Source organism: Aliirhizobium sp. YIM B11859 (assembly GCF_057163345.1).
Genome location: NZ_JBXHAY010000007.1, coordinates 72,776 through 96,975 on the forward strand (window position 1 = coordinate 72,776; position 24,200 = coordinate 96,975).

The 24,200-nt window shown below is 60.5% G+C and carries 19 protein-coding genes and 1 tRNA gene; 11 read left to right on the forward strand and 9 right to left on the reverse strand.

Features of this window, described 5'->3' with window-relative positions; all coding sequences use genetic code 11:
• The first annotated feature begins 23 nt into the window (after positions 1–23).
• The 3 genes from AC2GXZ_RS23795 to AC2GXZ_RS23805 all read left to right on the forward strand — a co-directional run bounded on the left by AC2GXZ_RS23795 (position 24) and on the right by AC2GXZ_RS23805 (position 2,741).
• Positions 24–977, forward strand: a complete 954-nt coding sequence (locus AC2GXZ_RS23795; RefSeq protein WP_483761696.1) for an acetyl-CoA carboxylase carboxyltransferase subunit alpha — start codon at positions 24–26, stop codon at positions 975–977.
• A gap of 190 nt (positions 978–1,167) precedes the next feature.
• Positions 1,168–2,496, forward strand: coding sequence for a L,D-transpeptidase family protein (locus tag AC2GXZ_RS23800; RefSeq protein ID WP_483761697.1), 1,329 nt, complete (start codon positions 1,168–1,170; stop codon positions 2,494–2,496).
• 2 nt (positions 2,497–2,498) lie between these two features.
• Positions 2,499–2,741 (forward strand): sulfurtransferase TusA family protein, encoded by a 243-nt coding sequence (locus tag AC2GXZ_RS23805; RefSeq protein WP_483761698.1) that lies wholly within the window; start codon positions 2,499–2,501, stop codon positions 2,739–2,741.
• A 139-nt stretch (positions 2,742–2,880) separates the two neighbouring features.
• Here AC2GXZ_RS23805 and AC2GXZ_RS23810 read toward each other — a convergent pair whose 3' ends face one another.
• Both AC2GXZ_RS23810 and AC2GXZ_RS23815 read right to left on the reverse strand, forming a co-directional pair.
• Complete coding sequence (locus AC2GXZ_RS23810) at positions 2,881–4,083, reverse strand: CobW family GTP-binding protein (RefSeq protein WP_483761699.1); 1,203 nt, start codon at positions 4,081–4,083, stop codon at positions 2,881–2,883.
• A gap of 71 nt (positions 4,084–4,154) precedes the next feature.
• On the reverse strand, positions 4,155–5,252 hold the full coding sequence (locus tag AC2GXZ_RS23815; RefSeq protein WP_483761700.1) for a D-alanyl-D-alanine carboxypeptidase family protein: 1,098 nt from the start codon (positions 5,250–5,252) through the stop codon (positions 4,155–4,157).
• Between the two features lie 157 nt (positions 5,253–5,409).
• Here AC2GXZ_RS23815 and AC2GXZ_RS23820 point away from each other — a divergent pair, with 157 nt between their 5' ends.
• Together AC2GXZ_RS23820 and AC2GXZ_RS23825 are read left to right on the forward strand one after the other, a co-directional pair.
• Positions 5,410–6,585, forward strand: a complete 1,176-nt coding sequence (locus tag AC2GXZ_RS23820; protein WP_483761701.1) for a M20 aminoacylase family protein — start codon at positions 5,410–5,412, stop codon at positions 6,583–6,585.
• Between the two features lie 158 nt (positions 6,586–6,743).
• A tRNA-Arg gene (locus AC2GXZ_RS23825) sits at positions 6,744–6,820 on the forward strand.
• 73 nt (positions 6,821–6,893) lie between these two features.
• On the opposite strand, the gene AC2GXZ_RS23830 is transcribed toward AC2GXZ_RS23825, so the two are convergent.
• From AC2GXZ_RS23830 to AC2GXZ_RS23840, 3 genes are all read right to left on the reverse strand, one after another.
• A complete protein-coding gene (locus AC2GXZ_RS23830) occupies positions 6,894–7,046 on the reverse strand; it encodes a hypothetical protein (RefSeq protein WP_483761702.1) in 153 nt (50 codons plus the stop codon).
• A 231-nt stretch (positions 7,047–7,277) separates the two neighbouring features.
• Positions 7,278–9,200 carry a hybrid sensor histidine kinase/response regulator gene (locus AC2GXZ_RS23835; RefSeq protein WP_483761703.1) on the reverse strand — a complete coding sequence of 641 codons (1,923 nt, stop codon included), beginning with the start codon at positions 9,198–9,200 and terminating at the stop codon, positions 7,278–7,280.
• Positions 9,201–9,218: 18 nt separating this feature from the next.
• Positions 9,219–9,962 (reverse strand): helix-turn-helix domain-containing protein, encoded by a 744-nt coding sequence (locus AC2GXZ_RS23840; RefSeq protein ID WP_483761704.1) that lies wholly within the window; start codon positions 9,960–9,962, stop codon positions 9,219–9,221.
• A gap of 224 nt (positions 9,963–10,186) precedes the next feature.
• Between AC2GXZ_RS23840 and AC2GXZ_RS23845 the strand changes: the two genes are divergently transcribed.
• A complete protein-coding gene (locus AC2GXZ_RS23845) occupies positions 10,187–10,915 on the forward strand; it encodes a response regulator (protein WP_483761705.1) in 729 nt (242 codons plus the stop codon).
• Here the strand turns inward: AC2GXZ_RS23845 and AC2GXZ_RS23850 are convergent.
• The 3 genes from AC2GXZ_RS23850 to AC2GXZ_RS23860 form a co-directional block, all read right to left on the reverse strand.
• On the reverse strand, positions 10,888–11,352 hold the full coding sequence (locus AC2GXZ_RS23850) for a hypothetical protein (RefSeq protein ID WP_483761706.1): 465 nt from the start codon (positions 11,350–11,352) through the stop codon (positions 10,888–10,890). The two genes, AC2GXZ_RS23845 and AC2GXZ_RS23850, sit on opposite strands and share 28 nt — an antisense overlap.
• A gap of 101 nt (positions 11,353–11,453) precedes the next feature.
• On the reverse strand, positions 11,454–12,020 hold the full coding sequence (locus tag AC2GXZ_RS23855; RefSeq protein WP_483761707.1) for a DUF2937 family protein: 567 nt from the start codon (positions 12,018–12,020) through the stop codon (positions 11,454–11,456).
• Between the two features lie 89 nt (positions 12,021–12,109).
• Positions 12,110–13,333 (reverse strand): FAD-dependent oxidoreductase, encoded by a 1,224-nt coding sequence (locus tag AC2GXZ_RS23860; protein WP_483761708.1) that lies wholly within the window; start codon positions 13,331–13,333, stop codon positions 12,110–12,112.
• Positions 13,334–13,462: 129 nt separating this feature from the next.
• On the opposite strand from AC2GXZ_RS23860, the gene dxr reads away from it, so the two are divergent.
• Positions 13,463–14,650 carry a 1-deoxy-D-xylulose-5-phosphate reductoisomerase gene (gene dxr / locus AC2GXZ_RS23865; RefSeq protein ID WP_483761709.1) on the forward strand — a complete coding sequence of 396 codons (1,188 nt, stop codon included), beginning with the start codon at positions 13,463–13,465 and terminating at the stop codon, positions 14,648–14,650.
• Positions 14,651–14,867: 217 nt separating this feature from the next.
• Here the strand turns inward: dxr and hemA are convergent, their stop codons facing one another.
• Entirely contained in the window at positions 14,868–16,082 is a 1,215-nt protein-coding gene (gene hemA, locus AC2GXZ_RS23870) for a 5-aminolevulinate synthase (protein WP_483761710.1), read from the reverse strand.
• Between the two features lie 420 nt (positions 16,083–16,502).
• Between hemA and AC2GXZ_RS23875 the strand changes: the two genes are divergently transcribed.
• From AC2GXZ_RS23875 to AC2GXZ_RS23890, 4 genes are all read left to right on the forward strand, one after another.
• Complete coding sequence (locus AC2GXZ_RS23875; RefSeq protein ID WP_483761711.1) at positions 16,503–16,766, forward strand: glycine zipper domain-containing protein; 264 nt, start codon at positions 16,503–16,505, stop codon at positions 16,764–16,766.
• Between the two features lie 187 nt (positions 16,767–16,953).
• On the forward strand, positions 16,954–18,882 hold the full coding sequence (locus AC2GXZ_RS23880) for an autotransporter assembly complex protein TamA (RefSeq protein WP_483761712.1): 1,929 nt from the start codon (positions 16,954–16,956) through the stop codon (positions 18,880–18,882).
• Between the two features lie 17 nt (positions 18,883–18,899).
• Positions 18,900–23,393, forward strand: coding sequence for a translocation/assembly module TamB domain-containing protein (locus AC2GXZ_RS23885; RefSeq protein WP_483761713.1), 4,494 nt, complete (start codon positions 18,900–18,902; stop codon positions 23,391–23,393).
• 205 nt (positions 23,394–23,598) lie between these two features.
• Positions 23,599–24,078 carry a chemotaxis protein CheW gene (locus AC2GXZ_RS23890; RefSeq protein ID WP_483761714.1) on the forward strand — a complete coding sequence of 160 codons (480 nt, stop codon included), beginning with the start codon at positions 23,599–23,601 and terminating at the stop codon, positions 24,076–24,078.
• Positions 24,079–24,200: the final 122 nt, after the last annotated feature.

Sequence of the window (24,200 nt, forward strand, 5' to 3'; positions counted from 1 at the left end):
AAAACAACGGGAAACCGGATCTGATGCAGACTTATCTCGATTTCGAAAAGCCAATCTCGGACCTCGAGGGAAAAATCCACGAGCTGAAGAAGCTCGCGGCCGAAGACGAAAGCATCGACACATCCGACGAAATCGGCCGGCTGGAAATCCGTGTCAAGGAAGCGACGCGCGATATCTATTCAAAGCTCGGCGCCTGGGAAAAGACACAGGTCGCTCGCCATCCGCAGCGGCCGCATTTCGTTGATTACTCCGCCCATCTGTTCACCGAATTCACCCCGCTGGCCGGCGACCGCAATTTCGGCGAGGATGCCGCGATCCAGGCCGGCCTTGCCCGTTTCAACGGCATGCCGGTGGCCCTGATCGGCCAGGAAAAGGGCAGCGACACCAAAACCCGCCTGAAGCACAATTTCGGCAGCCCGCGTCCGGAAGGTTACCGCAAGGCCATCCGCGTCATGGAAATGGCCGACCGCTTCGGCCTGCCGATCATCAGCCTGATCGATACGGCTGGCGCCTATCCGGGCGTCGGCGCCGAAGAGCGCGGCCAGGCGGAAGCCATCGCCCGGTCGACGGAAATGTGCCTTGGCGTCAAGGTTCCGATGATCTCGATGGTCATCGGCGAAGGCGGCTCGGGCGGCGCCATGGCGATCGCAGCCGGCAACCGCGTCTACATGCTGGAACATGCGATCTATTCGGTTATCTCGCCGGAAGGTGCAGCCTCCATCCTGTGGCGCGATTCGACCCGCGCGCGCGAAGCGGCAACCAACATGAAGATCACCGCCGAAGACTTGAAGGGCCTCGGCATTATCGACGAGATCATCGCGGAACCGATCGGCGGCGCCCATCGCGATCCGGTGACGGTCATGGATACGGCCGGCAAGGTCATTGCCGCGGCGCTGAAGGACCTGTCGAAGCTCTCCGGCGATGAAGTTCGCAACGCCCGTCGCAAGAAATTCCTCGATATCGGCAGAAATCTCTAAGGCCACCTCCGACCGGGACATAGTTCCCGGAAAGGTTGCCTATTTTGGCCATATTGATCATAACAGTGGGGGTACGGAGGTTTTGCTGGACAAGCGATTTTGAGCGGTTAAGAAAATGTAAAGCTTACCGTATTATTATTGCACGCCTCTGCCCCGGTTTGAAGCCGAACTAGACATGTGGTCCGTTCCGATGCGTTTGAAGCACATCGCCCTCGCTCTCCTGGTCGCAACAGCCCTCACCGGCTGCAACGATACGCTTGATTCATCGAGTATTGACCTCTCCACGGTCAAGAACAAGGTGGAGCAGCCGTTGCCTGCGAAGGTCATCGCCGACATGCAGGCGAAGAACATGCCGCGCACGTCGCCGATCATGATCCGCATCCTCAAGGAAGAGGGCAAGCTGGAGATCTGGAAGGCGAAGGCCGACAACCGTTTCGATATCATCAAGAGCTACGATATCTGCGCCTGGTCCGGAAAGCTCGGACCGAAGGTGAAGGAAGGTGACCGCCAGGCACCGGAAGGTTTCTACAGCCTGACGCCGGCGCACCTGAACCCGAATTCCAAATATTACCTGGCGATCAATACCGGTTTTCCCAACCGCTACGATGCCGCCAATGGCCGCAACGGCACCAACCTGATGATCCACGGCGCCTGTTCGTCGTCGGGTTGTTATTCGATGACCGATGAGCAGATCCTCGAGATCTATGCCTTCGCACGCGACGCCTTCAAGGGCGGCCAGACCTCGGTTCAGCTTCAGGCGCTGCCTTTCCGCATGACGGCCGACAACATGGCCCGTCATCGCGACAGTGAGAATTACAGCTTCTGGAAGATGATCAAGGTCGGTTACGACAATTTCGAAGTCAGCAAGCGTCCGCCGGATGTTGCGGTCTGCGACAAGAAATACGTCTTCAACCAGGAAGCCAAGGGCCCGCTCAACGCTGCCGGCGCCTGCCCTTCGATGTCGACGCCGCCAGCCATGGCTTCGGCTCTGTCAACCTACGACAAGACTTACGACCTCGCCTATGAGAAGGCCGTCGACAAGCTGGACGGCAAGGTCTGGTACGAGCCGAGCGAGGCCGAACGCAAAGCTGTCGTGTCTGAAAAGCGCAAGGGCCGCGAACTCGCCTACGCGCCGACAGGCACCTCGCTCGAGGCCGGCAAGCTGATGAGCCAGTCGGAATTCCAGGACATGATGCAGAAACGGATGGCCGCCGGCCAGCCGAAGCCCGCAACGACCCAGCTTGCATCGCTGTCCGCAGCCCCGCAGCCGGCAACCGTCGCCGAACGGATGAAGCAGGGGCGCCTGCCCGCATCGACGGGCTCGATCGCGCCTGCATCGACGGCTCTGGCATCAACGACCACCAACACCGCGGTGCCGACGATCCAGACTGCCGAAGGCAAGATTGCAGCCGTACCGGTTCCCGAACAGAACCCGCTGAACCCACTCGCCTATTCGGCGCCGGAGACGCCGGTCAGCGACGCCAGGAAGCCTTTCTGGAAATTCTGGGGCAAGGAGTGACCTTGCAGGATGCAGGCCTCTACGATCTGAGAGGCCTGAAATGTCCCCTGCCGGTCCTCAAGACCCGCCGTCGGTTGAAAACCCTGTCGATCGGTGATTGCCTGATCATCGAAACCAGCGATCCCTTGGCCGGCATCGATATTCCGCATTTCTGCAATCAGGAAGGCCATCAGGTGGTCAGCGCGGAAAAGACCACCACAGGCCACCGCTTCGTCATCCGCAAGGGCGTGTCAGTCGACGCTTGAAGCCGCAAGCCGCGATCGCGATCAGTTCCGGCAAAATTGCGCAGCAGTCTTGCGGCCGGAACTACGTCAAATCAGGAAAGTCGAGCACTGCCGCCTTTCGACGAAAAGCGGAACTGCTCTGGAAAGCCGGCACAAAAAATCAGCGTCGGAACCCCGGTACTGCCAGCGGATTGTCTTCCAGCGCCGCCCGGTCCGGCCGATCGAGCCGTGGCTCGCCGGTAAATGCGGCAAACAGATCGGCGACGAATTCTTCCGACAGCCCCTTGGTGATCAGCACCATCCTGGTCTTCTGATCGGACCCTTGCGGCCAATGCGGCAGGCGCTGCGGCGGATGGAAGATCGTCTGAACCCCATGCAGGACCAGCGGACGCTCCGGATTGTCGGATAACTTCACCACGGCCTTCATCCTGAGCAGCTTCTCGCCATGCGCCGAGCGCAAAAGGTCGATGAACATGTCGATAGCCATCGGATCGATCGGCCTGTCGTGGATGATCGAAAATGAGCGGATGTCGTCGCCGTGACGGTTCACGTCATGATGATGATGTCCATGTGCATGGCCGTGCTGATGGTGGCCATGATGGTCGTCATGAGCGTGGTGATGGTGATGACCATGGTCGTGATGGTGGCCGTGGCCTTCATGGTCATGCTCGTGGTGATGATCGGCGGCGATCTCGTCGCGCAGCCAGCGATCCACATCGGCGATCTTCGTCGCCGGATCATAAAGCCCGTTGGCGAGGATCCCCAGGCTGCCGACCGCAGCGTCATCGCCATCGATCACCGGAGCTCGCGGATTGAGCGCTACAAGCCTTGCCCTTAATCGGGAAAGTCCATCCGCCTCGGCAAGCGTCTGCTTCGACAGCACAAGCCGGTCGGCGACGGCAACCTGTTTCACCGCCTCCGGATGCGCGTCGAGCGTTGCAAGCCCGTTGACCGCATCGACGACGGTCACCACGCCTTCGAGCTCGAAATTCTGTGCAATGACCGGATTGCCCATGACCGACTGCATCACCGGCGCCGGATCGGCAAGTCCCGTCGTCTCGATTACGACCCGCGTCACCCGCTTGGCGCGCCCCGTCTGGATCGCGTCCATCATCGAGGCCAGCGTATCGACCAGTTCGCCGCGCACGGTGCAGCACAGGCAGCCGTTCGACAACTCGATCATCGAATCGCCCGAGGCTTCGACAAGCAGGTTGTCGATGCCGACCTCACCGAATTCGTTGATGATCACCGCGATGTCACGCGCCGCCGGATCTTGCAGCATGCGGTTGAGCAGCGTCGATTTTCCGGCACCGAGAAAACCGGTGATGATGGAGACCGGAATCCGGTCCTGACCATAGGCCATGTTTCAATCCAATCAGAATATGGCCAATCAGAACGCGGCCACTCAGAAATTGGCGATCAGAATGTCGCCGATCAGAACGTGGGGCGCGGCACCGGGATCGGGATATTCGCGTAGCTCTTTTCGCCGATCTTGGTATCGACCGGTTCGCTGCCGGGGATCAGGCCGGCCAGCACATATTGCGGCGGATGATCCATTTCGTGGATATAGGGCGAATGCATGATCGTGCGGCCGGAATCGTCGCGCGTCTCGCTGCGCACCTGGGCGGCCTTCGGATTGCAGATATCGGCGCTCAGATCATTGACCGCGGCTGTGTCGCCATAAGCCGCCAGCGAACCGAGCGGCACACCCTGGCTGCCCGAAGCCGTCAGGCCTTGCTGCAGCAGATTGGCCGAATCGTCTGCCCGGCCGGCAAGACTGTCTGCACCGAGAACGACCGAGATGATCGTCCGCCCGTTTCGTGTCGCCGAGGCGATCTGGTTGAAACCGGACGCGCAGATGAACCCGGTCTTCATGCCGTCGGCGCCATCGAAACGGCCGATCAGCGTGTTGAAATTCGGATACTGCTTTTTGCCGGTATCGATGCCTTCGATGTTGAAGTAACCGGCATATTGCGGGAATTCCCGCTTGATCTGCAGCGTCAGGATGGCAAGGTCGCGGGCCGTCGTATACTGGCCTTTGCCCGGCAGCCCGTTCGGATTGATGAAATGCGTCGATGACATGCCGAGGCGCTGCGCCTCGCCGTTCATCATCGCCACGAACTGGTCCGAGGAACCCCCGACATTCTCCGCCACGGCCCAGGCCATGTCATTGGCGGATTTCACCAGCATGATCTTCAAGGCATCGTCGAGCGTCAGCTTTGAGCCCGGCTTGAAATACATCTTGCTGGCCGGCTGGTCCGTCGCCTTCTTGCTCATCGTCACCGTGCTGGTGAGCGACATGCGCCCGCTTTTCAGCGCCCGAAAAGTCACGTAGGCGGTCATCAGCTTGGTCAGCGAAGCCGGATACCACTTCCTGAACGCGTCCTGATGGGCGATCACCCGCCCCGTATTGGCATCGATGATCATCCGCGGATTGGCCAAAGCGGCATTGGCGGACGCAAGAAGCCCGAGCGCACTGACGAGGCAGGTTAGCCGTCTGGCGGCGCGGTGGCGGAAAGTCGGGTGCGGCAAGATAGTCCTCGTCCATATGTTAACGAGTGGGGCCATTAGTTGGCCTATGTGACCAAGCAATGGCAAAGAAGATTGATTACGTCAATCACCGGAGGCACTATCCCTGGCGGAGGGGATATGTAAGCACGTGAAGTTGACGTTTAGGAAAGAGACACGAATGCCCATATTGAACCGCGCAGCCGAGCTTCAGGGCGAAGTGACCGGCTGGCGACGATTTATCCACCAGCATCCCGAAATTCTTTATGAGGTTCATGACACAGCGGCCTTCGTTGCGGAAAAGCTGCGTGAATTCGGCGTCGACGAAGTCGTGACCGGTATCGGCCGCACCGGCGTGGTCGGCATCATTCGCGGCAAAGGAGCCGATGCGGGATCGAATACCCGCACGATCGGCATGCGCGCCGACATGGATGCGCTGCCGCTGACCGAAGTCACCGGGAAGGATTATGCCTCCAAGACAACCGGCGCCATGCATGCCTGCGGCCACGATGGCCACACGTCGATGCTGCTGGGGGCCGCCAAATATCTCTCTGAGACCCGCAACTTCAACGGCGCCGTGGCAGTCATCTTCCAGCCCGCGGAAGAAGGCGGCGCCGGTGCGCTTGCCATGGTCGAGGACGGCATGATGGAGCGGTTTGGCATCGACGAGGTCTACGGCATGCACAACATGCCGGGCATCCCGCTTGGCCAGTTCGCCATCCGCAAGGGCGGCATCATGGCAGCCCCCGACCGTTTCACCATCACCATCAAGGGTCGCGGCGGTCATGCCGCCCAGCCGCACAAGACGATTGATCCGATCTTCATCGGCTCGCAGCTGGTCGGCAGCCTGCAGGCGATCGCCGCGCGCAATGCCGACCCGATCCAGTCGGTGGTAATTTCCGTGACCCGCTTCGACGCCGGCACGACGCATAACATCATTCCCGATCAGGCGCGTCTGATGGGGACGGTCAGAACCCTGAGCGAGGATACCCGCGATCTGGCCGAAACCCGTATTCGCCAGATCGTCGACGGTATTGTCGGCGCCCATGGCGCCGAGGCCAGGATCGACTACGAGCGCAACTGCCCGGTTGTCACCAATCACGACGAAGAAACCGACCATGCGATCGGCGTCGCCCGGGAGATCGTCGGTCACGCCAATGTCGATGCGAATGTCGACCCGAGCATGGCCGGCGAGGACTTTTCCTACATGCTGAAGAAACGCCCCGGAGCCTTCATTTTCATCGGCAACGGAGACACGGCACCACTCCACAATCCGCATTACGACTTCGACGACGAAGCGATCGCCTACGGCATCTCCTACTGGGTGAAGCTCGCAGAAAAACGACTGTCGGAGTAACAAGCCCCAGGGCGTGGCGCGATCCTTCGGATTTATGCGCCGCGCCCCGGCTCCATGTTATCCGCATGTCCGGCGAAACCGGTGGCCATTTTCGCAGCACATGCTCCAGAAAAACGCTTGGCTAATCCAGGCGGCTTTTGTATGGATTGGCGACAAGTGGTCCCATAGCTCAGCAGGATAGAGCGCAGGATTCCTAATCCTGAGGCCGATGGTTCGAATCCATCTGGGATCACCACTCTTCGCAGGCGCTTCGAGCAACCCGCGTTCCCAACCCATCGCTATTTAAACGATCAGCCACCCGCAAGGCCTCACGGCAACACGGGCGGTTGCGATGGATGTTTGATCGAGCTCGTGAAGGTCGGATCGACCGATTGCAGACGATCCCAGGATACCGATACGCCGAAAAGCAGTATCGCGATAATCGGAATAACAAGAAGCACGACGCCGCCGCTGATGCGCATGACCAACTCCAAACTACATAGTCATGGGCACGACCTTGTGCGCGGCAGCTTAACGGTTGGTTAATTTGTCCCAGTTTTGCACAACCGAAGCAGGTATCCACAGCACTGTTCCGGGTGATCGCGGTTTCGCCGACAAGCGTCGGAAAATCGCCTCAATCCTTCGCCGCGGCCGCAGCCACGATGAAAAACCGGCTACGATCGACCCGGTCGTGGACGCATACGCAAAGATGGTCAGTCCAGAAGCTCGCGCACCCGCAGCGCAAGTTCACGGGCGGTATAGGGCTTTTTGAGCCAGCTGCCGGAAAGCGCCAGCTCGCGTCCGGCAATCGCCGGCTCGGCATAACCGGAGGTGAACAGGACCGGGATATGCGGCCGTTCGGAACGCACCCGGTTCGCCAGCTCGTCGCCGGTCAGGCCTCCCGGCATGACGACATCGGTAAACAGCAGTGCAATGTCATTGTGGCGGTCAAGCTGGGACAGCGCTTCGCTGCCGTTCTCCGCTTCGATGACCTCGTAGCCGAAGCTTGTCAGACGCGACACGGTCACCCGGCGAACGCGCGGATCATCCTCGACAACCAGGATTTTCTCATGCCCGCCCGGCAGCGGGCTCTGCGCCTGACCATCAACGCTGCCGGCATTGGTGCGGTCGATCTTTCGTTTGGCGGCAGGCAGGAACATCCTGACGGACGTCCCCTGCCCCGGCTCGCTGTAAAGCTGGATATTGCCGCCGGACTGCTTGACGAAACCATAGACCATGCTCAGTCCCAGACCGGTTCCGGAACTGACGCCCTTGGTCGTGAAGAACGGCTCGAACGCCTTTTCCTTCACCTCCGGCGTCATGCCGCTGCCCGTATCGGTAACCGCGACAAGAATGAATTCGCCGGTCCGCATGTTGGAATACATCTGCGCATAATCGACATCGAGCTTTATGCGCGAGATCTCAAGCGTCAGCTTGCCGCCGCGCGGCATCGCATCCCGCGCATTGATGACAAGATTGAGGACGGCGTTCTGCAGCTGCGAGGCATCGACCAGGGCTTCGTTCGGCGCCCCCGCGATGACGGTCCTGAATTCGATCGCCTCACCGAGCGTGCGCCGCATCAGGTCGGAGAAACTCGACACCAGTTGCCCGACATCGACGAGCTTGTTGTTCAGCGGTTGCCGCCGTCCAAAGGCCAGAAGCTGGCCCGTCAGCTTGGCACCGTCATCGGCCGCCGCCTGCGCTTCCTGCAAAAGCACCCGCAGATTGGGGTCGTCGAGCTTGTATTCCATCATCTCCAGATTGCCGCTGATCACGGTCAGGAGATTGTTGAAGTCATGCGCCAGCCCGCCGGTCAGCTGACCGATCGCCTCCATCTTCTGCGATTGGCGAAGCTCCTCCTCGATCTTGTGGCGGCTCGTCAGGTCGCGGATGAAACCAGTGAAGATGCGTTTTCCGCCGGTGCGCGCCTCTCCGACGGCCAGTTCCATCGGAAAACTCGTGCCATCCTTGCGAAGCCCGGTCACGACGCGGCCATACCCGATGATCCGCCGCTCTCCGGTTTCCATATAGTTGGAAAGATACCCGTCATGGGCATCGCGGTCGGGATTGGGCATCAGCATCCTGACATTGTTGCCACAGACCTCGGCCGCAGTGTAGCCGAACAGACGCTCGGCAGCCGCACTGAAGGAGATGATGAAACCGCGATCATCGATGACGATGGTCGACTCGGGCACGGTATCGAGGATCGAGCGCAAATGCGCCTCCCGTTCCGCCAGATCGTTCTGTACCCGTTTCATCTCGGTCACATCATTGTTGGTCTGGATGATGATGGACTGCTGATCGACCGACATGGCGACGGCCACCCAACGTGCCGCGACGAAAACCTGCTGGCCCTCGCGCGTGCGATGTTCGACTTCTCCCTGCCAGGAATTGCGCTGCGCCATCTGCCGCCGGATATCATCCAGCGGAATGGGAAAACGCGTCTGCAACAGCTGGTGCACCTTCTGGCCGACCGCCTCCTCGCGCGACCAGCCATAAAGCGCCTCGCAACCTGCACTCCATTGGAGGATGATACCATCACCGCCGTGGACGATGACATTGGCATCGTCCAGCAGATGAAGAACCACATCCAGTTCAGCCTGGGTCGCGAGCGTATTTCGTAATCTATCCGGCATCAAACTTCCTGGCAGCGGTTAATGGTGGCGCCGATCGTCGGCCAGCCCCATCTGGTCCCCCCAGCCATATTCATCGTCGTCTCCGGCCAATTGTGCAAGCAGCATCGGCTTGATAATCTTGACCGAATGGCGGCCGACGCAACCGAGCACGCCCTTGGTGGTCAGCTTGGTGATGGTGCGCGACACCGTCTCAATGGTGAGCCCCAGATAGTCGGCCATGTCCTGACGGGTCATCGGCAGCTGCACCATAGACTGCACGCCGCTCTTGGCTGCTGCCCGACGCAGGTGCTTGAGAAGGAATGTGCAGAGCCGTTCCTCCGCGCTCTTGCACGACAGCAGCACCATCTGGTCCTGGGCAGCGGCCATCTCGTCGCAGACGCGCTCGAAAAGCTGCGGACGCAGTTCCTCGCTTTCCTGCACGGCAGCCTCGAAATTGCGCCTGGTCAGGCGTCGGATCTTTGTTCCGACGATCGCCTCGGCGCTGTAGAGGTAGTTGCCCTTCAGCGAGACACCGAGAAGATCACCTTCGAATACGAAGCCGGTGATGACCCGGCGGCCGTCCGAAATGATCCGGAAAATTCTAAGTGCACCCTCGGCCACTTCAAAGACATGTTTTGCTTCGTCGCCTTCGAAGAACAGCGACTGGCCCGGCTGCAGAAACTCGACGGGCTGGCGCGAGAACAGGCCGCTCAGCGTTTCAGGTTCGGCTTGCTGGAGAAGATTTGCAGTGCTGCGTTCGCGATTATAGCTGGTGAGAAACATGTTCAGACCCCCGTCGTTTGATGGGGGTAGTTGACGTGATTGCAGTAACACGCGAATGCTACCGACGTAAAAGACGGTTCGATTTGGTAACAGTTTGTAACAGCCCGGCTCGTTTGCGGCTGACAATTCATGTTTGCGGCGGAATGGGCGAGGTAATCCGGATGGGATACGAGGCGAAACACGCAGCCGCCATTTCAACACGGAAGATATGAGTTTCCAGCCAGATGTCCATTGATCCCGCCCATGCGACACATATCCTTGTCGTCGATGACGATCCTCGTATCCGCCAGATGCTCGCCCGTTATTTCGAGGGCGAAGGATATCGCGTGACCACGGTCGCCGATGGCGTCGAGATGAACGTTGCCATGCGGCTGAACAGCGTCGATGCGATCCTTCTCGACCTCTCGCTGCCCGGCGGCCGCGACGGTCTCGACCTCGCCCGTGATATCCGCGCGACATCGGACGTTCCGATCATGATGCTGACCGGACGCGACGACGTCGTCGACCGTATCGTCGGCATCGAGATCGGCGCCGACGATTATATCGCCAAGCCCTTCCACCTGCGGGAAGTCCACGCCCGGCTGAAATCCATCCTCAGGCGCCGCCAGCCGGTTACGGCAAAACCCGTGCAGGAAGCCGACCAGATCATCCGCTTCGAAGGCTGGTCGCTGAACCTGTCGCGGCGCCAGCTGATCGATCCGGAAGGCGCCGAAGTGGAGCTGACGACCGGCGAATTCGATATGCTCGCCGCCTTCCTTCACCATGCCGGCAGAGTCCTCACCCGCGATTTCCTGATGGACCTGACACGTGGCCGCCATCTGGAAGCCTTCGACCGGACGATCGACGCCCAGATCGTGAGGCTGCGACGCAAGATCGAGGCCGACGCCAAACATCCTCAATTCATCAAGGCTATCCGTGGCGTAGGTTACATCTTTACCGGCAGGATCGACTGATCGAACGGCACGGCGCTGTCGGCAGCAAAAACGAGGCCATGGTCCCGTGGGCCATGCTCGACATAATCCAGCAGCACCGGCCAGCTCGGCGGCATGGCGGTCCAGATATGGATTGTCTGGCACCCTTCCTTCATCGCGAACCGTCTGACCGCCGAGAAAAGCAATCCTCGCACCTCCTCGTCGTCCCTGATGCTGACGCAGGCCATCAGCGGCACTTCGACCTGACGCCGAAAGTCACCCTCGCCCCGAACGGCGACATGGCATATACCGCGAATATACCCCTCGCCATCCTTGACGACGAACCACTGACGGCAGGCAGACTCGGTCTGCGTCAAGGCTGTCCAATGCTCGAGATCAAGCCCCGGCATGACACGCTCGATCAGCGCATAGGCCCGCAATACGTCCCGCGCCTGCAAGGTGCCGATCCTGTAGGCCATTCCTCCTCCGCCCCACGCGTTTCATGCAGGTTCACTTGCATGGTGAGTGTGCGCCACCCTGGGGCTTCCGCCTTGACGTCGATCAACAGTTGATTTCCCGCTCAGGAAAAGCGTTGCGTCGATGCCCGGGCCAACCTGTCGGATGAAGGCCGCCGGCTTGAGCGCCGATGGAACACCGCAGCCGCCCGCAGCAATCCATTCACCAGGATGGCGGTCATCGCACCCACGATCACGCCGATCATCGCCCATATCATCCCGGCGACACTCACCGGCACGGCGGGCACAAAATCCCGTGAGGCATTGGAGAAGGTCCCCTGATCGACATGCTGGAGCACCACCAGCGGCCGCAGGACGGCCGGGGCAGCGGCAAGGTCCATACGCTGATCGGAAAGTGCCTCATACCGCTTGAACGCCTTGAGCATCGCTTTGCCTTGCGACCGAAGGAAGCGTTCGGACGAGACGGCATAGATGTTCAACGCGGCCTGGCGATCAAGGCCCGCATGGTTTGCCTGCTCGTCGAATGTCTGGATGATCGTCGTCAACTCGTCGATCGCGCCACCGAGACGCTGCCGGTATTGCTGCGCAAATTCCGGCGCCTGCGAAAACAGCACGCCGCCGGAAGCGACAATCAGAAGAACGATTACGCGGCGAACAAACAGCAAGATCAACCCTCGGCTCCATCCTTCCCGATAAACGGGAAAACACCGCAAAGGTTGCAGTGCAGGCGCCACCGATAACGCCTGCACGGATATCGCGATCACGGGCTTGGCGTTCGCAACCGTTCCATCCGGAAACCGAGGCCGATCAGCCGCCCGGACAGATGCGCAAGCACCGGCCAACGGGCAATGCCGCGAATGAAGGCCGGAGGTCCCTTGCGCCTGGCCTCCTTGGACTGGTCCTTTTTGCGGCTACTGCGCATCATCAATTGCAGTTTCTGCGTGGCGCGGGTCGGAAAACCGCGCCGCTTTTCGACGGCCGAAAGATCCGCATCCGAAAGTGCGCCTTTGCGAAGCGGCAACGACAGGATATTCGCCGCCGCCACCGCATCCTGAATGGCAAGGTTTACCCCGACACCGCCGATCGGCGACATCGCATGCGCCGCATCGCCGATGCAGATCAGCCCCGGCCTCCACCATTGCCGCAGCCGGTCGATCCTGACAGTCAGCAGGCTGGTGTCATCGAAGGAGCGTATTTCGTCCATCCGTTGCCGCGGCAACGGCGAGACATCCGCCACCATCGTCCGAAACGCCTCGATCCCTTTTTCTTTGATCTCCGCAAAAGTCGTCCGGCGGATCACATAACCGCATTGCCAGTAATCGCCCCGGTCGATCAGCACGAGGCCCTGTCGCGGTCCGGCATGGCCCATCACCTCGTTCGGATCGCCCGGCTGTTTCGACAGCTTCATCCAGACGACCTCACTCGGCTGACCAAAGCTCTCGACCGAAAGGCCGGCCCTGTCGCGAATGATGGAATTGCGTCCATCGGCGCCAACGACGAGATCGGCCTTGATGGCGATATCGCCATCCGGCGTGCGCGCAGTCAGCCCGGTAATCCGGCCGCCATCCTCCAGAAGACTGACGACCTCCGCCCGCATGACCAGCCTGAAATTCGCGAAAGCCCGTGCGCGGTCCGCGAGGAAATTCAAAAAATCCCATTGCGGCATGAAGGCGATGAAACGGTTTTTCACCGGAAGCCGCGAGAAGTCGGCGATAGTCACCGTCCGCCCGCCCATTTCGGCCGACAGTTTTTCCGCCCGCGTATGCGGCAGTGCCAGAAAAGCATCGATCAGCCCGAGTTGGTCGATCACTTCGAGCGTCGACGGATGGATCGTGTCGCCGCGAAAATCCCGCAGGAAATCGCCGTGTTTTTCGACCACGGTGACGTCGACGCCTGCCCGCGCCAGCAGAAAACCGAGCATCAGTCCAGCCGGACCGGCACCGGCAATGACGCAGGTCGTCTCAATAGTTTTGATCTCGTTCATCACTTCATTTCGCTCCGATCGGCGAACGGATCAAGCTGCCTTTGATCACATCTGCCGTGTTTGCTCCCGCTCTTGTGGCCCGGCGCGTTCGCGGGTAGACCAGCGGCAATTGCAGAAGTGGAATACGGCATGGCAGACATGGAAAGACGCCGCATCAGCATTCTTGGCTCGACCGGTTCGATCGGTGTCAACACGCTCGACGTGGTCGCCCAGCTCGGCGGACACGAAGCCTTCGATGTGGTGGCGATCACCGGCAACAGCAATATCGACCTTTTGGCCGAACAGGCGAAGACCTTTGGCGCGCGGCTGGCCGTCACCGCCGACGACAAGCAATATGCGGAATTGAAGAACGCGCTTTCCGGCACCGGCATCGAAGTCGCCGCCGGTCGTGCAGCCCTTGTCGAGGCAGGAGAGCGCCCGTCGGATCTGGTCATGGCCGCCATCGTCGGCACGGCGGGCCTTGCCCCGACGCTTGCCGCTGCGGCACGCGGCGCCGATATCGCGCTTGCCAACAAGGAATGTCTGGTTTCTGCCGGCGACCTCTTCGTCAAGGCGGTCGCCGATGGCGGTGGAAGGCTGATCCCCGTCGACAGTGAGCACAGCGCCATCTTCCAGTCGCTCGAAGACGATCAGCGGCATGCGGTGGAACGTATCATCCTCACGGCATCGGGCGGGCCGTTCCGCACCTGGAGCCGCGAACAGATGGCCGGTGTCACGGCCGATATCGCCCGCGCCCATCCAAACTGGTCGATGGGCCTGAAGATCTCCGTCGGCAGCGCCTCGATGTTCAACAAGGCGCTGGAAATGATCGAGGCGAAACATCTCTTCGGTGTCACGCCGGAGCAGATCGAGGTGATCGTCCACCCGCAATCGGTCATTCATTCGATGGTCGGTTACCGCGACGGCTCGGTTCTGGCGCAGCTCGGCTGCCCGGATATGCGCACCGCGATCGGTTATGCTCTCACCTATCCCGACCGGCCAAAGCTTGATGTCGAACGCCTGGACTTCGCCAAGCTCGCACGGCTCGATTTCGAAGCACCAGACGAGACCCGTTTCCCGGCGCTCAGGCTTGCCCGCACAGCAATGGCGCGCGGCGGCGTGCAGGGGGCCGTGATGAATGCAGCCGAGGAAATCGCCTTCCACGCCTTTTGCGACGGTCGCATCGGTTTCCTGAACATGGCCGACATTGCCGAACAGGTAATGGAGGACATGACCGGCTACGGCGCAGCGATCAGCATGGACGACGTGTTTGCTGCCGACGCGGAGGCTCGGCGCCGCGCCCGGGATGCGATCGTGAAGATGGAAATGGCGGCTTAGGGGCAAGCCGGCAAGGCAAAATCCCCTCACTTGCGATTTCTAACACTTAGCTGAAGCTAAGATGTTGAAATCGCTTTCTCTCCCACAAGGGGGAGAGATGCCGGGGAGGCAAGCTCGGCGCCCTGCCTCTCCCCTTGTGGGAGAGGTTACAAAATCAGGATCTTAGCCAAAGGCTAAGTCCTAGATTTTGTTGGTGAGGGGGTAGGCTCCTGGCAGATCAAGCCACATTCCGCGCCAATGCGCAGCGCGACCACATCTGGTGCAGCGAATCGACCAGGTGCTCGATATCGGCGTCGCTATGCAGCGGCGTCGGCGTGATGCGCAGGCGCTCCGTCTTGCGCGGCACCGTCGGATAGTTGATCGGCTGCACATAGACATTGCAGGTATCGAGCAGGATATCCGAGATCCACTTGCACTTGGAGGCATCGCCGACCATGACCGGCACGATATGGCTCGGGTTCGGCATATGCGGAATGCCATGTCTGTCGAGCATGCCGCGCAGCTTGCGGACGCGCTCCTGATGACGGGCGCGCTCGAACTGGCTGACCTTCAGATGCTGGATCGAGGCAATCGCACCGGCGGCAAGCGTCGGCGGAATGGCGGTGGTGAAGATGAAGCCGGAGGCAAACGAGCGGATGAAATCGCAAATCGCCGTCGAGCCGGCAATGTAGCCGCCCATCACGCCGAATGCCTTGCCGAGCGTGCCTTCAATGATCGTCAGCCGGTCCATCAGGCCTTCGCGCTCGGCAATGCCGCCGCCGCGCGGGCCGTACATGCCGACCGCATGGACTTCATCGAGATAGGTCATCGCACCGTATTTGTCGGCAAGATCGCAGATCTCCTTGATCGGCGCGATATCGCCATCCATCGAATAGACCGATTCAAACGCGATCATCTTCGGTGCGTTCGGATCGGCGGCCTTCAGCTTGGCTTCCAGATCTTCGAGATCATTGTGCTTCCAGATCACCCGGTCGCATTTGCCGTAACGGATGCCCTCGATCATCGAGGCGTGGTTCAACGCGTCGGAGAAGATGATCAGGCCGGGGATCTTCTGCCCGAGCGTGCCTAGCGTCGCCCAGTTGGAAATATAGCCGGAGGTGAAAACGAGCGCGGATTGCTTGCCGTGAAGGTCTGCAAGCTCGCGCTCCAGCAGAACGTGGTAATGGGTGGTTCCAGAAATATTCCGGGTGCCTCCCGCACCCGCGCCACAGTGGTCGATGGCTTCATGCATCGCCGCCAGAACGGCCGGGTGCTGGCCCATGCCCAGATAGTCGTTGGAACACCAGACCGTGACGTCCTTGGGACCGTCAGGCGTGTGATGTGTCGCCCGCGGAAAACCGCCACGGTGCCTTTCGAGATCGGCGAATACACGGTAGCGGCCCTCCTGATGAAGTCCGTCCAGCTCGCTTTTGAAAAATGCCTCGAAATCCATGCTAAACTCCAAAACCCGGTAAGGGGCCTTCTTGATTTTTGCCAGCTTCTTCGTCTGCCTGGGGCGACGTGTCGTCAACCCTGAAGAGGCGGCTTCACCTTGCCTGCGGCAATAGGCCCATCTTTTGAATTATTCCAATCTAAATCTTAGCGATAGCCAAAATGTGAAGATTGACCCATGTCAACCGGATGGGAAAAACGACACGAAGGCATCATTCGATATCCGCTGCGCAGTTTCAGGACAAACATTGTCCTTTGCTGTCCTTACTCCCGTTCAGCCCCAGACCAAATTCCGGAACGCTGAAATAAAACATGGTCCCGATATGGACTCCTGATCGCTGCGACCTATTCTTGGCCGCGGAAATCCGGCAATGGCGGACAACGGTCCGCCGCCGGCAGACACAATGAACCGGAGAGAGCCATGAAGAAGGCTGTAATTTTGGTGCTGCTCGGTGCAGCGCTGGCAGGCTGTACCGCAACGGAACAGGGCGCCGGCATCGGCGCAGCCTCGGGTGCGATCATCGGCGGAGCGGTGACCGGCAATGTCCGCGGCGCAGCTGTCGGTGCGGCCATCGGCGGCGTATCCGGCGCGGTGATCGGCAACGTTTCCGAACAGCCCGGCCAATGCTATTACCGCGACCGCTATGGCCGACGTTACATCGACGATTGCCCCCGGCGTTATTAACCCGTTATTGCTGACAGAAAGTCAGCTATTTCAGGCATGTGGCCCCGAAGCCCGCTTCGGGGCCTTTTATTTCATCAAATCATCATGCGATGGCGATCAAGGGTACCCTCATGAGCATTTTGCGGGTACAGAGGTTTCAAGCGACCATGAGGGTCTTGATCGACGGCTCCGATAACTAAGTCTGCGTATGAAAAAGAGAAAAGCGGGGAGGATGAGCGACTGGAGCAGCCGGCGATATAGCTTGGCCTGCCTGCTGGCGGCCACCCTGACGCTCTCTCCGGCCCTGGCCACCAACGCTTATGCCTTCAAGATTTTCGGCATCACGCTGTTCGGCGGAGACGAGGAAACCGTCGAGGTGATCGATCCGGTCCGCTACGAGGCAACGCTCGAAAGCGGCGGCTCCGACAGCAAGCTCGCCGACCGGCTTGAGACGGCTTCATCTCTGATCAGCGACGAAAAGCAGCCCGTTTCCGGTGATCTCGGCATCGTCGTCAAGGCACGCGAAGACAGAGACCGGCTCGTCGCCGTGCTTTACGAAGAAGCCCGTTATGGCGGCGTGGTGACGATTTCGATCGCCGGCACGGATATCGACCAGCTGGCGCCGAATCCCATATTCGATCACTCCAGGCCCGTACCGGTCACCGTCAGTGTCAAGCCGGGTCCGGTGTTTAAGCTTGGCTCCATACGCTTCGAAGGTGATGCCGCCGGCAAGAACCCGGCGGATTACGACCTGAAGCCGGGCGGAGAAGCCGGTTCGCTGGTGATCCTCAAGGCCGGCGAAAAAGTCGTGCTCGACCTCAAGGAAGAAGGCCGCCCGCTCGCCCATCCGCTGCAGCGCCAGGTGACTGCCGATCATGCGACCAATACCGTCAACGTCGTGCTTGGCGCCTATGGCGGACCGGTTGCTCCGTTCGGCACGGTGACGGTCAAAGGCGCCCGTGCCGTCGATGCGGATTTCATCAAGCGCTACTCGCGCCTCGACAGGAACGAGCGTTACTCCCCCGAACAACTGAAAAAGGCATCGGAGCGGCTCCGCCAGCTCGGCACGTTTTCAAGCATCACCATCCACGAGGCCGATACGCTGGCCCCGGATGGCTCTCTTCCGCTCGCTATCGAAGTGTCGGAAGGCAAGTTCCGCTATTTCGGCTTCGGCCTCGAATATGCCTCCACCGACGGAGCCGGCGTTTCGGGTTATTGGGGGCACCGCAACCTGTTCGGCGAGGCTGAATCGCTACGCTTTGAGGGTTCGGTCTCCGGCATCGGTGCAACGACCGACGTCACCACCTTCGATTATTCCGCCGGCATCACCTTCACCAAGCCGGGTGCCTTCGTGCCCGAAGCGACCTTCGTCTCCAAGCTGGAGGCCAAGAGCGAGAACCCCGACGACATCTATGAAGCCCAGTCGATCACCTATTCCGCCGGCCTGAGCTACGAACTCAACGCAACGGATAAGGTCACCGGTGGCGGCGAGATCGCCTATATCCTTGCCGACGATGTCTTCGGCCACAACGACTATCTCACCTTCAGCCTGCCCGTCTCGTTCGAGCGGGATACCCGCGACAACAAGCTCGATCCGACCGAAGGTTTTTACGGCACGGTCTCGGCCAAGCCGAGCTACGAGGCTCTGAGAGGTAATGTCTTTTCGTCCTTCGAGGGCTCGGTCGCCGGTTATTATGGAATAGGCGCGGAAGACAGGGTTGTTTTTGCCGCCCGCCTCGGCGCCGGAACCATCTTGGGCACTGGCGATTTACAGGACATTCCCGTCACGCGACGGTTCTATCAGGGCGGTGGTGGCTCGGTTCGCGGTTACAGCTACCGGGAGATCTCGCCCTATAATGACGACGATGATGCGCTTGGCGGAAAATCCTACGTTTTGGCGTCTTTCGAAACCCGCGTAAAAGTGACAGAGAAGATCGGAATCGTACCATTCGTGGACGTCGGAACGGTTGCAACCGAAATCGTGCCCGATTTTTCTGATATTCGTGCGGGAGCAGGTGTGGGATTGCGCTACGCGACGCCATTCGGGCCGATCCGGCTGGATTTCGCGGTGCCGCTCAGGCGTTATGATGGTGGTAATTCGTTCGGTATCTATGCTGGCATAGGCCAGGCTTTCTGAAAGGCGACTATATAATTATGACATTCATCGTCCGCCTCCTGAAATGGACATTGAGAGCCGCAATCGCGGCAATCGGCGTTCTTTTCGTCATGGCGCTCGGCGTTGTTCTGTTCGTCGCCTTCACGCCGATGGGTGGCGATATTGCTGCCAGCCGGATCTCCTCGCTGGTCTCGACGCCCGACCGCACAATCTCGTTCACGCGACCCAAGGGATTGCTGACCGGTGACCTGCGTGTTGGTGACCTTACCCTGTCCGATAGCAAGGGCCCTTACGCGCAGATCAGTGGCATCGAGATCGACTGGTCGCCGATGGCACTCATCACCGGCGAGTTCAGGGCCGACCGCATTTCCGCCAGCGCCGTCGATTTCCTACGTCCGCCGGAGCCGACCACGGCGACCCAGACGACGAGCACGTCGAGCTCGGGCGTCTCTCTACCACTCGGAATTCGCGTTGCGGAACTCGACCTTCCCGATATCAACCTCGCTCAGGCGCTGTCCGGACGCGATTTCGCGCTCTCCCTCAAGGGATCGGTGGACGCGACCGGACCGAACATCGCCTTGAACCTGCAGGCGACGCGCAAGGACGAGCCAGACGCGAAGGCGCTGGCAGACATTGTCTATGCACCGTCGGAAAACCGCCTGACGCTGAAGGCATCCGTGTCCGAGCCGGACGGCGGCCTGCTTGCGCGACTGCTGAGACTTCCCGGCGCACCGGCAGTACAGCTGGCGCTTGATGGCGAAGGTCCGCTATCGAACTGGGCCGGCAAGCTCAGCGGCCAAGTGGCCGACCAGCCGGTCATTTCGGTCGACGGACGCCATCTGCTCGTCGACAATGGCGGACACCGGGTCGAGATCAAGGGTGGCGGACAGCTTGCCACGCTGATGCCGCCCGCGTTGCGCGACCTGTTCGACGGCACGACCGACATCGATATCGCCGCGACCTATTCGAAGTCGGGACGCGTGGATTTCCAGCGCGGCCAGCTGACCTCGGGCGCCGTCCGCCTTTCGGCCAAGGGCGCCTGGGACCCGAAGGGCGACAACAGCCTGACGGCGAGCCTCGCCGGCACCAAGGGACCGGTTGACATTGCCTGGCCGATCAATGGCCAGCCGAGCCGTTTCTCGGTCGACAGCCTGAATTTCACCCTGACGGGTGCGGCCACCTCGGCAAGGTTCAACGCCACTGCCGCCTTGCCTCTTGCCGAACTGCCCCAGGGTCGTTTCCGCCAGATCAGACTACAGGCCGAAAGCGAGGATCTCGATCTCGTCGACCGCGCCGGCAGCATTCGCAGCAGATTGACCATTGGCGACCTGAACTTCACCAATGCCGATATCGGCAGGATGGTTCGCGGACCGGTCACGCTCGACGCACCCTTGCGCCTTGCTCCACCGGCGATCGGCCTCGACGCCGCCACTTTCGAAAGTGCCGGTTTCAACGGAACGATCAGCGGCGCCTTCGACACGACGAAACAGGCCGTCACCGGCAATTTCCGTATGTCGGCCAATCCGAGCATTCTCCCGCCGTCGATTGCCGGCAAGTTCGATGGCGCCATCGCCGCGGAAGGTTATGTCGACGTCGTCCAGGGCGGACGCATGAGCCTTGAAAACCTCGTGGTCAAATCGAATGCCATCGAGGCTCACGGCAGCGTCCTGATGGAAAATGGCAATGTCGCCGGCCGGCTTGCCGGCCGCCTGCCTGACATCAAGCGCTGGCTCGGTGATGCCGAAGGTGCCGCCGGCTTCGATGTTTCCGCCAAGGGGCCGCTCAATGCAGTCGCCGTCAAGGCCATTGTCAATTCAGCCGAAGCGCGTCTTGTCGGCCGCAAGCTGGAGGATCTGAGCCTCGTCATCGACGGCACGGCCAACCCCGATGCGCCGCAAGGCCATCTCGCGGTCAAGGGCGCGATCGACGGCAAGCCGATCCACATCAATGCCGACGTTGCATCGGCAAACGGCGAAACCCGCGCCCCGGCCATCAATGCGGAGATCGGTCCGAACAAGCTCACCGGAGCCTTGGTCTTCTCGTCCGATTTCACTCCGTCCGGTCGCCTCGATTTTGATTTCCCGGACGTCTCGCTTCTGGCGGCCCTCGCCGCACAGCAGGCGCAGGGCGACCTGAAGGGATCGGTTGTCTTCAATCGGCAGGATACCGCCACCAGTGCCATCATCAATGCCAGCGGCGCAGCACTGCGTCGCGGCAATGCCGGCTTGGTGCAACCGGTCATCGACCTGACAATCCCCGATATCAAGACCATCGCCGCCCAGGGCTCGATCCGCGCCGCCCGCCTCGGCACGGATGCGATTTTCCTCGAAGGCCTGAACGTCGCGCTTCAGCACGGCGGAACGACCACGTCGATCGATCTTTCTGCCAATTATGATGGCGCACCGCTGACTACCAAGGCTACGATCGAGACGGCCGGCGGCCTTGCCATCGGCCTTCAAAGCTTTGAGGCGACGCCGCGCAAAATTCCGGTGAGGCTTGCGAACCCCAGCAGGATCGTCATCGAAAACGGTGGTGCCCGTCTTTCGGATCTTACGCTTGCAACCGGATCGGGAAGCGTCGCGGTCAACGGCACGGCCGGCTCCAGCCTCGATATTGCAGCGAAGATCAACGCTTTGCCGGCAAGCCTGCTCAACACCTTCCTGCCCACCATCCATGCGGCGGGCAACATTTCGGGCACGATCAATGCAACGGGCACCAGTTCGGCTCCCGCGATAAAATATGATTTGGAATGGAGTGATGCCCAGCTTCGCCAATTGGGCGATGCTGGCATCAGTCCATTTCGCATCTCTGCCGCAGGTACCTTTGCAGACGGCACAGTCGCACTAGAAAACACCCGCATAGCCGGCGGCAACGGCATGGAAATCACCGCCGACGGGCGCGTTGTCCTGAATGACGCCGGCGGACCGGCGCTCAACATCAATGCCCGCGCCAAGGCCGTACCGGCAGGCATCGCCAATGCTTTCGTTCCAGGTCTTGGGGCGCAGGGCACCATTTCGGGCACCGTAAAAGCAACCGGGACAGCCCAGGCACCGGCCGTTCGTTATGATCTGAAATGGGATGGCGCATCTGTCAGCCAGATGTCGGGTGCCGGCGTCGCAGCGGTCGATATCACCGCAGGCGGCACATTCGAGGATGGCCGTGTCACGCTCGATACCCGGCTTTCCGGCGGCGGCGGTATTGCACTGTCCGGCGGCGGTTCGGTGGTGGTTACCGGCGATCGCCCTCTCGACCTGAAATTCGCCGGCAATTTCCCGTTCTCGATCCTCGCCGGACAGCTCGCAGCCCAGGGCTTCGTTCTCGAAGGAACCGGCAAGGTCGACGTCGCGGTGCGCGGGTCGGCGGCAGCTCCGGCGATCACCGGCACGCTCACCACGTCCGGCTCCCGCCTGGTCGATGTCCGCAGAAATCTGGCGATCACGGCACTCACCGCAAATGTGGCTCTGGACGGCAAGACGGCACGCCTTTCGGGCATCTCGGGCAAACTTTCCGGCGGCGGCACCGTCTCGGTCGACGGCACGATCGGTATAGAACCCGCGTCCGGTTTCCCGGCCGATCTGACCATCAAGCTGGCACAGGCGAGTTATGCCGACGGCACGCTGTTTGCAGTCACCGCCGATGGCACCCTGACATTCAAGGGGCCTGTCATGTCAGGTCCGGCGCTGGGCGGCGAGATCACCCTCACCAAGGCGTCGATCACCGTACCCGCCAAGCTTCCGACCTCGCTGTCCGCCATCGACATCCGCCATCGCAATGCGCCGGCCGATGTCCTGCGCCAGATGGAGGAAATTCGTCCGAAACAGGCATCCGGCAGCTCGAACCCGATCAGGCTTGACCTGCGTGTGCGCGCTCCGAACGGTATCTTCGTTCGCGGCCGCGGCATCGACGCCGAGCTTGGCGGCGAGCTCGCCGTTTCCGGCACAGCGATCGACCCACAGGTCTCGGGCGGTTTCGAAATGCGGCGCGGCCGCATCATCATCCTGACCAAGCGGCTCGACTTCACCAATGGCGACATCAAATTCGGCGGTGGCCTGATCCCGGTCCTCGACATGTCGGCCGACACCACGTCGGGCCAGACCACCATCACGGTGGGTGTCACCGGAATGGCGAACGACCCGACGATCGCCTTTTCCTCCTCCCCCGCTTTGCCTCAGGACGAGGTTATGGCCCAGTTGATCTTCGGCCAGTCCATGTCGCGTCTGTCGCCGCTGCAGATCGCCCAGCTGGCCGATGCAGTCAGCCAGCTCGCCGGTGGCGGATCGACATCGCTGCTGCAGACACTGCGCAGCAATCTCGGCGTCGACGATCTCGACGTCAACACGGACTCAACCGGCCAGACGACGGTCTCGGCCGGTCGCTACATCAACAACCGCACCTACCTCCAGGTCGAACAGGGAGGCGAAGGCGGCGCCGAGGCGACGATCAATCTCGATGTCGGCCGCGGGGTGAAGCTGAAGGCCGGTGCCGGCACTGAAGGTGGCAAGGCCGGCATTTTTTATGAAAAGGAATATTGAGGCTCCCCGCCGGGTCTTTCTGGATATCCTTAACCGGAAACTGCCTGCGGTTTAGGTTTGAGCAATAATCCCCGTCTATACTGTGCTTCGCGGGTTCTGAGTTTGGCGTAAGGCTGCAACGGACCGCGACATGACGAAGACCTAAGCGCCATTACCCGGCGCGGCCGTCCGTCGTGCAGGCAACGGAAAGCTGGGGCAAATTTTGATGGCAACCACGATCAACTCGACAATGTATAACGGCGAAATGCTGGAGATTATCGCTTTCCGCCTCCACGATCAGGAATTCTGCGTCAAGACGACGACAATCCGCGAAATCCGCGGCTGGGCTCCGTCTACGCCTCTTCCGCATGCACCGAAGGACGTTATCGGCGTCATGAACCTGCGCGGCTCGGTTATCCCGATCATCGATCTCGCCTACAAGCTCGGCATGAAGAGCACGGTTGCCAATGAGCGCAGCGCCATCGTTGTGGCAGAAGTCCACAACATGGTCATCGGCATGCTGGTCGACCGCGTGTCCGACATCCTCACCATTCCTTCCAGCCAGGTCCAGCCCGTGCCGGAAGTATCCGCCTCTTTCGACAAGTCCTTTTCGGAAGGCATCATCGCCAATGAAAACGGCATGATCTGCTTCCTGAACCTCTCCAAGATGTTCAAGGGCACCGAGATGGAAGACATCGCCGCCTGAGGCGCTCCATTTTTCGATGACGTTTTGAAGGGTCGCAGAGATGCGGCCCTTATTATTTTGGGCGACTATTTATATTTTTAATAAAGACGGCATTAATCTTTCGATGTCCTAATATACATGGA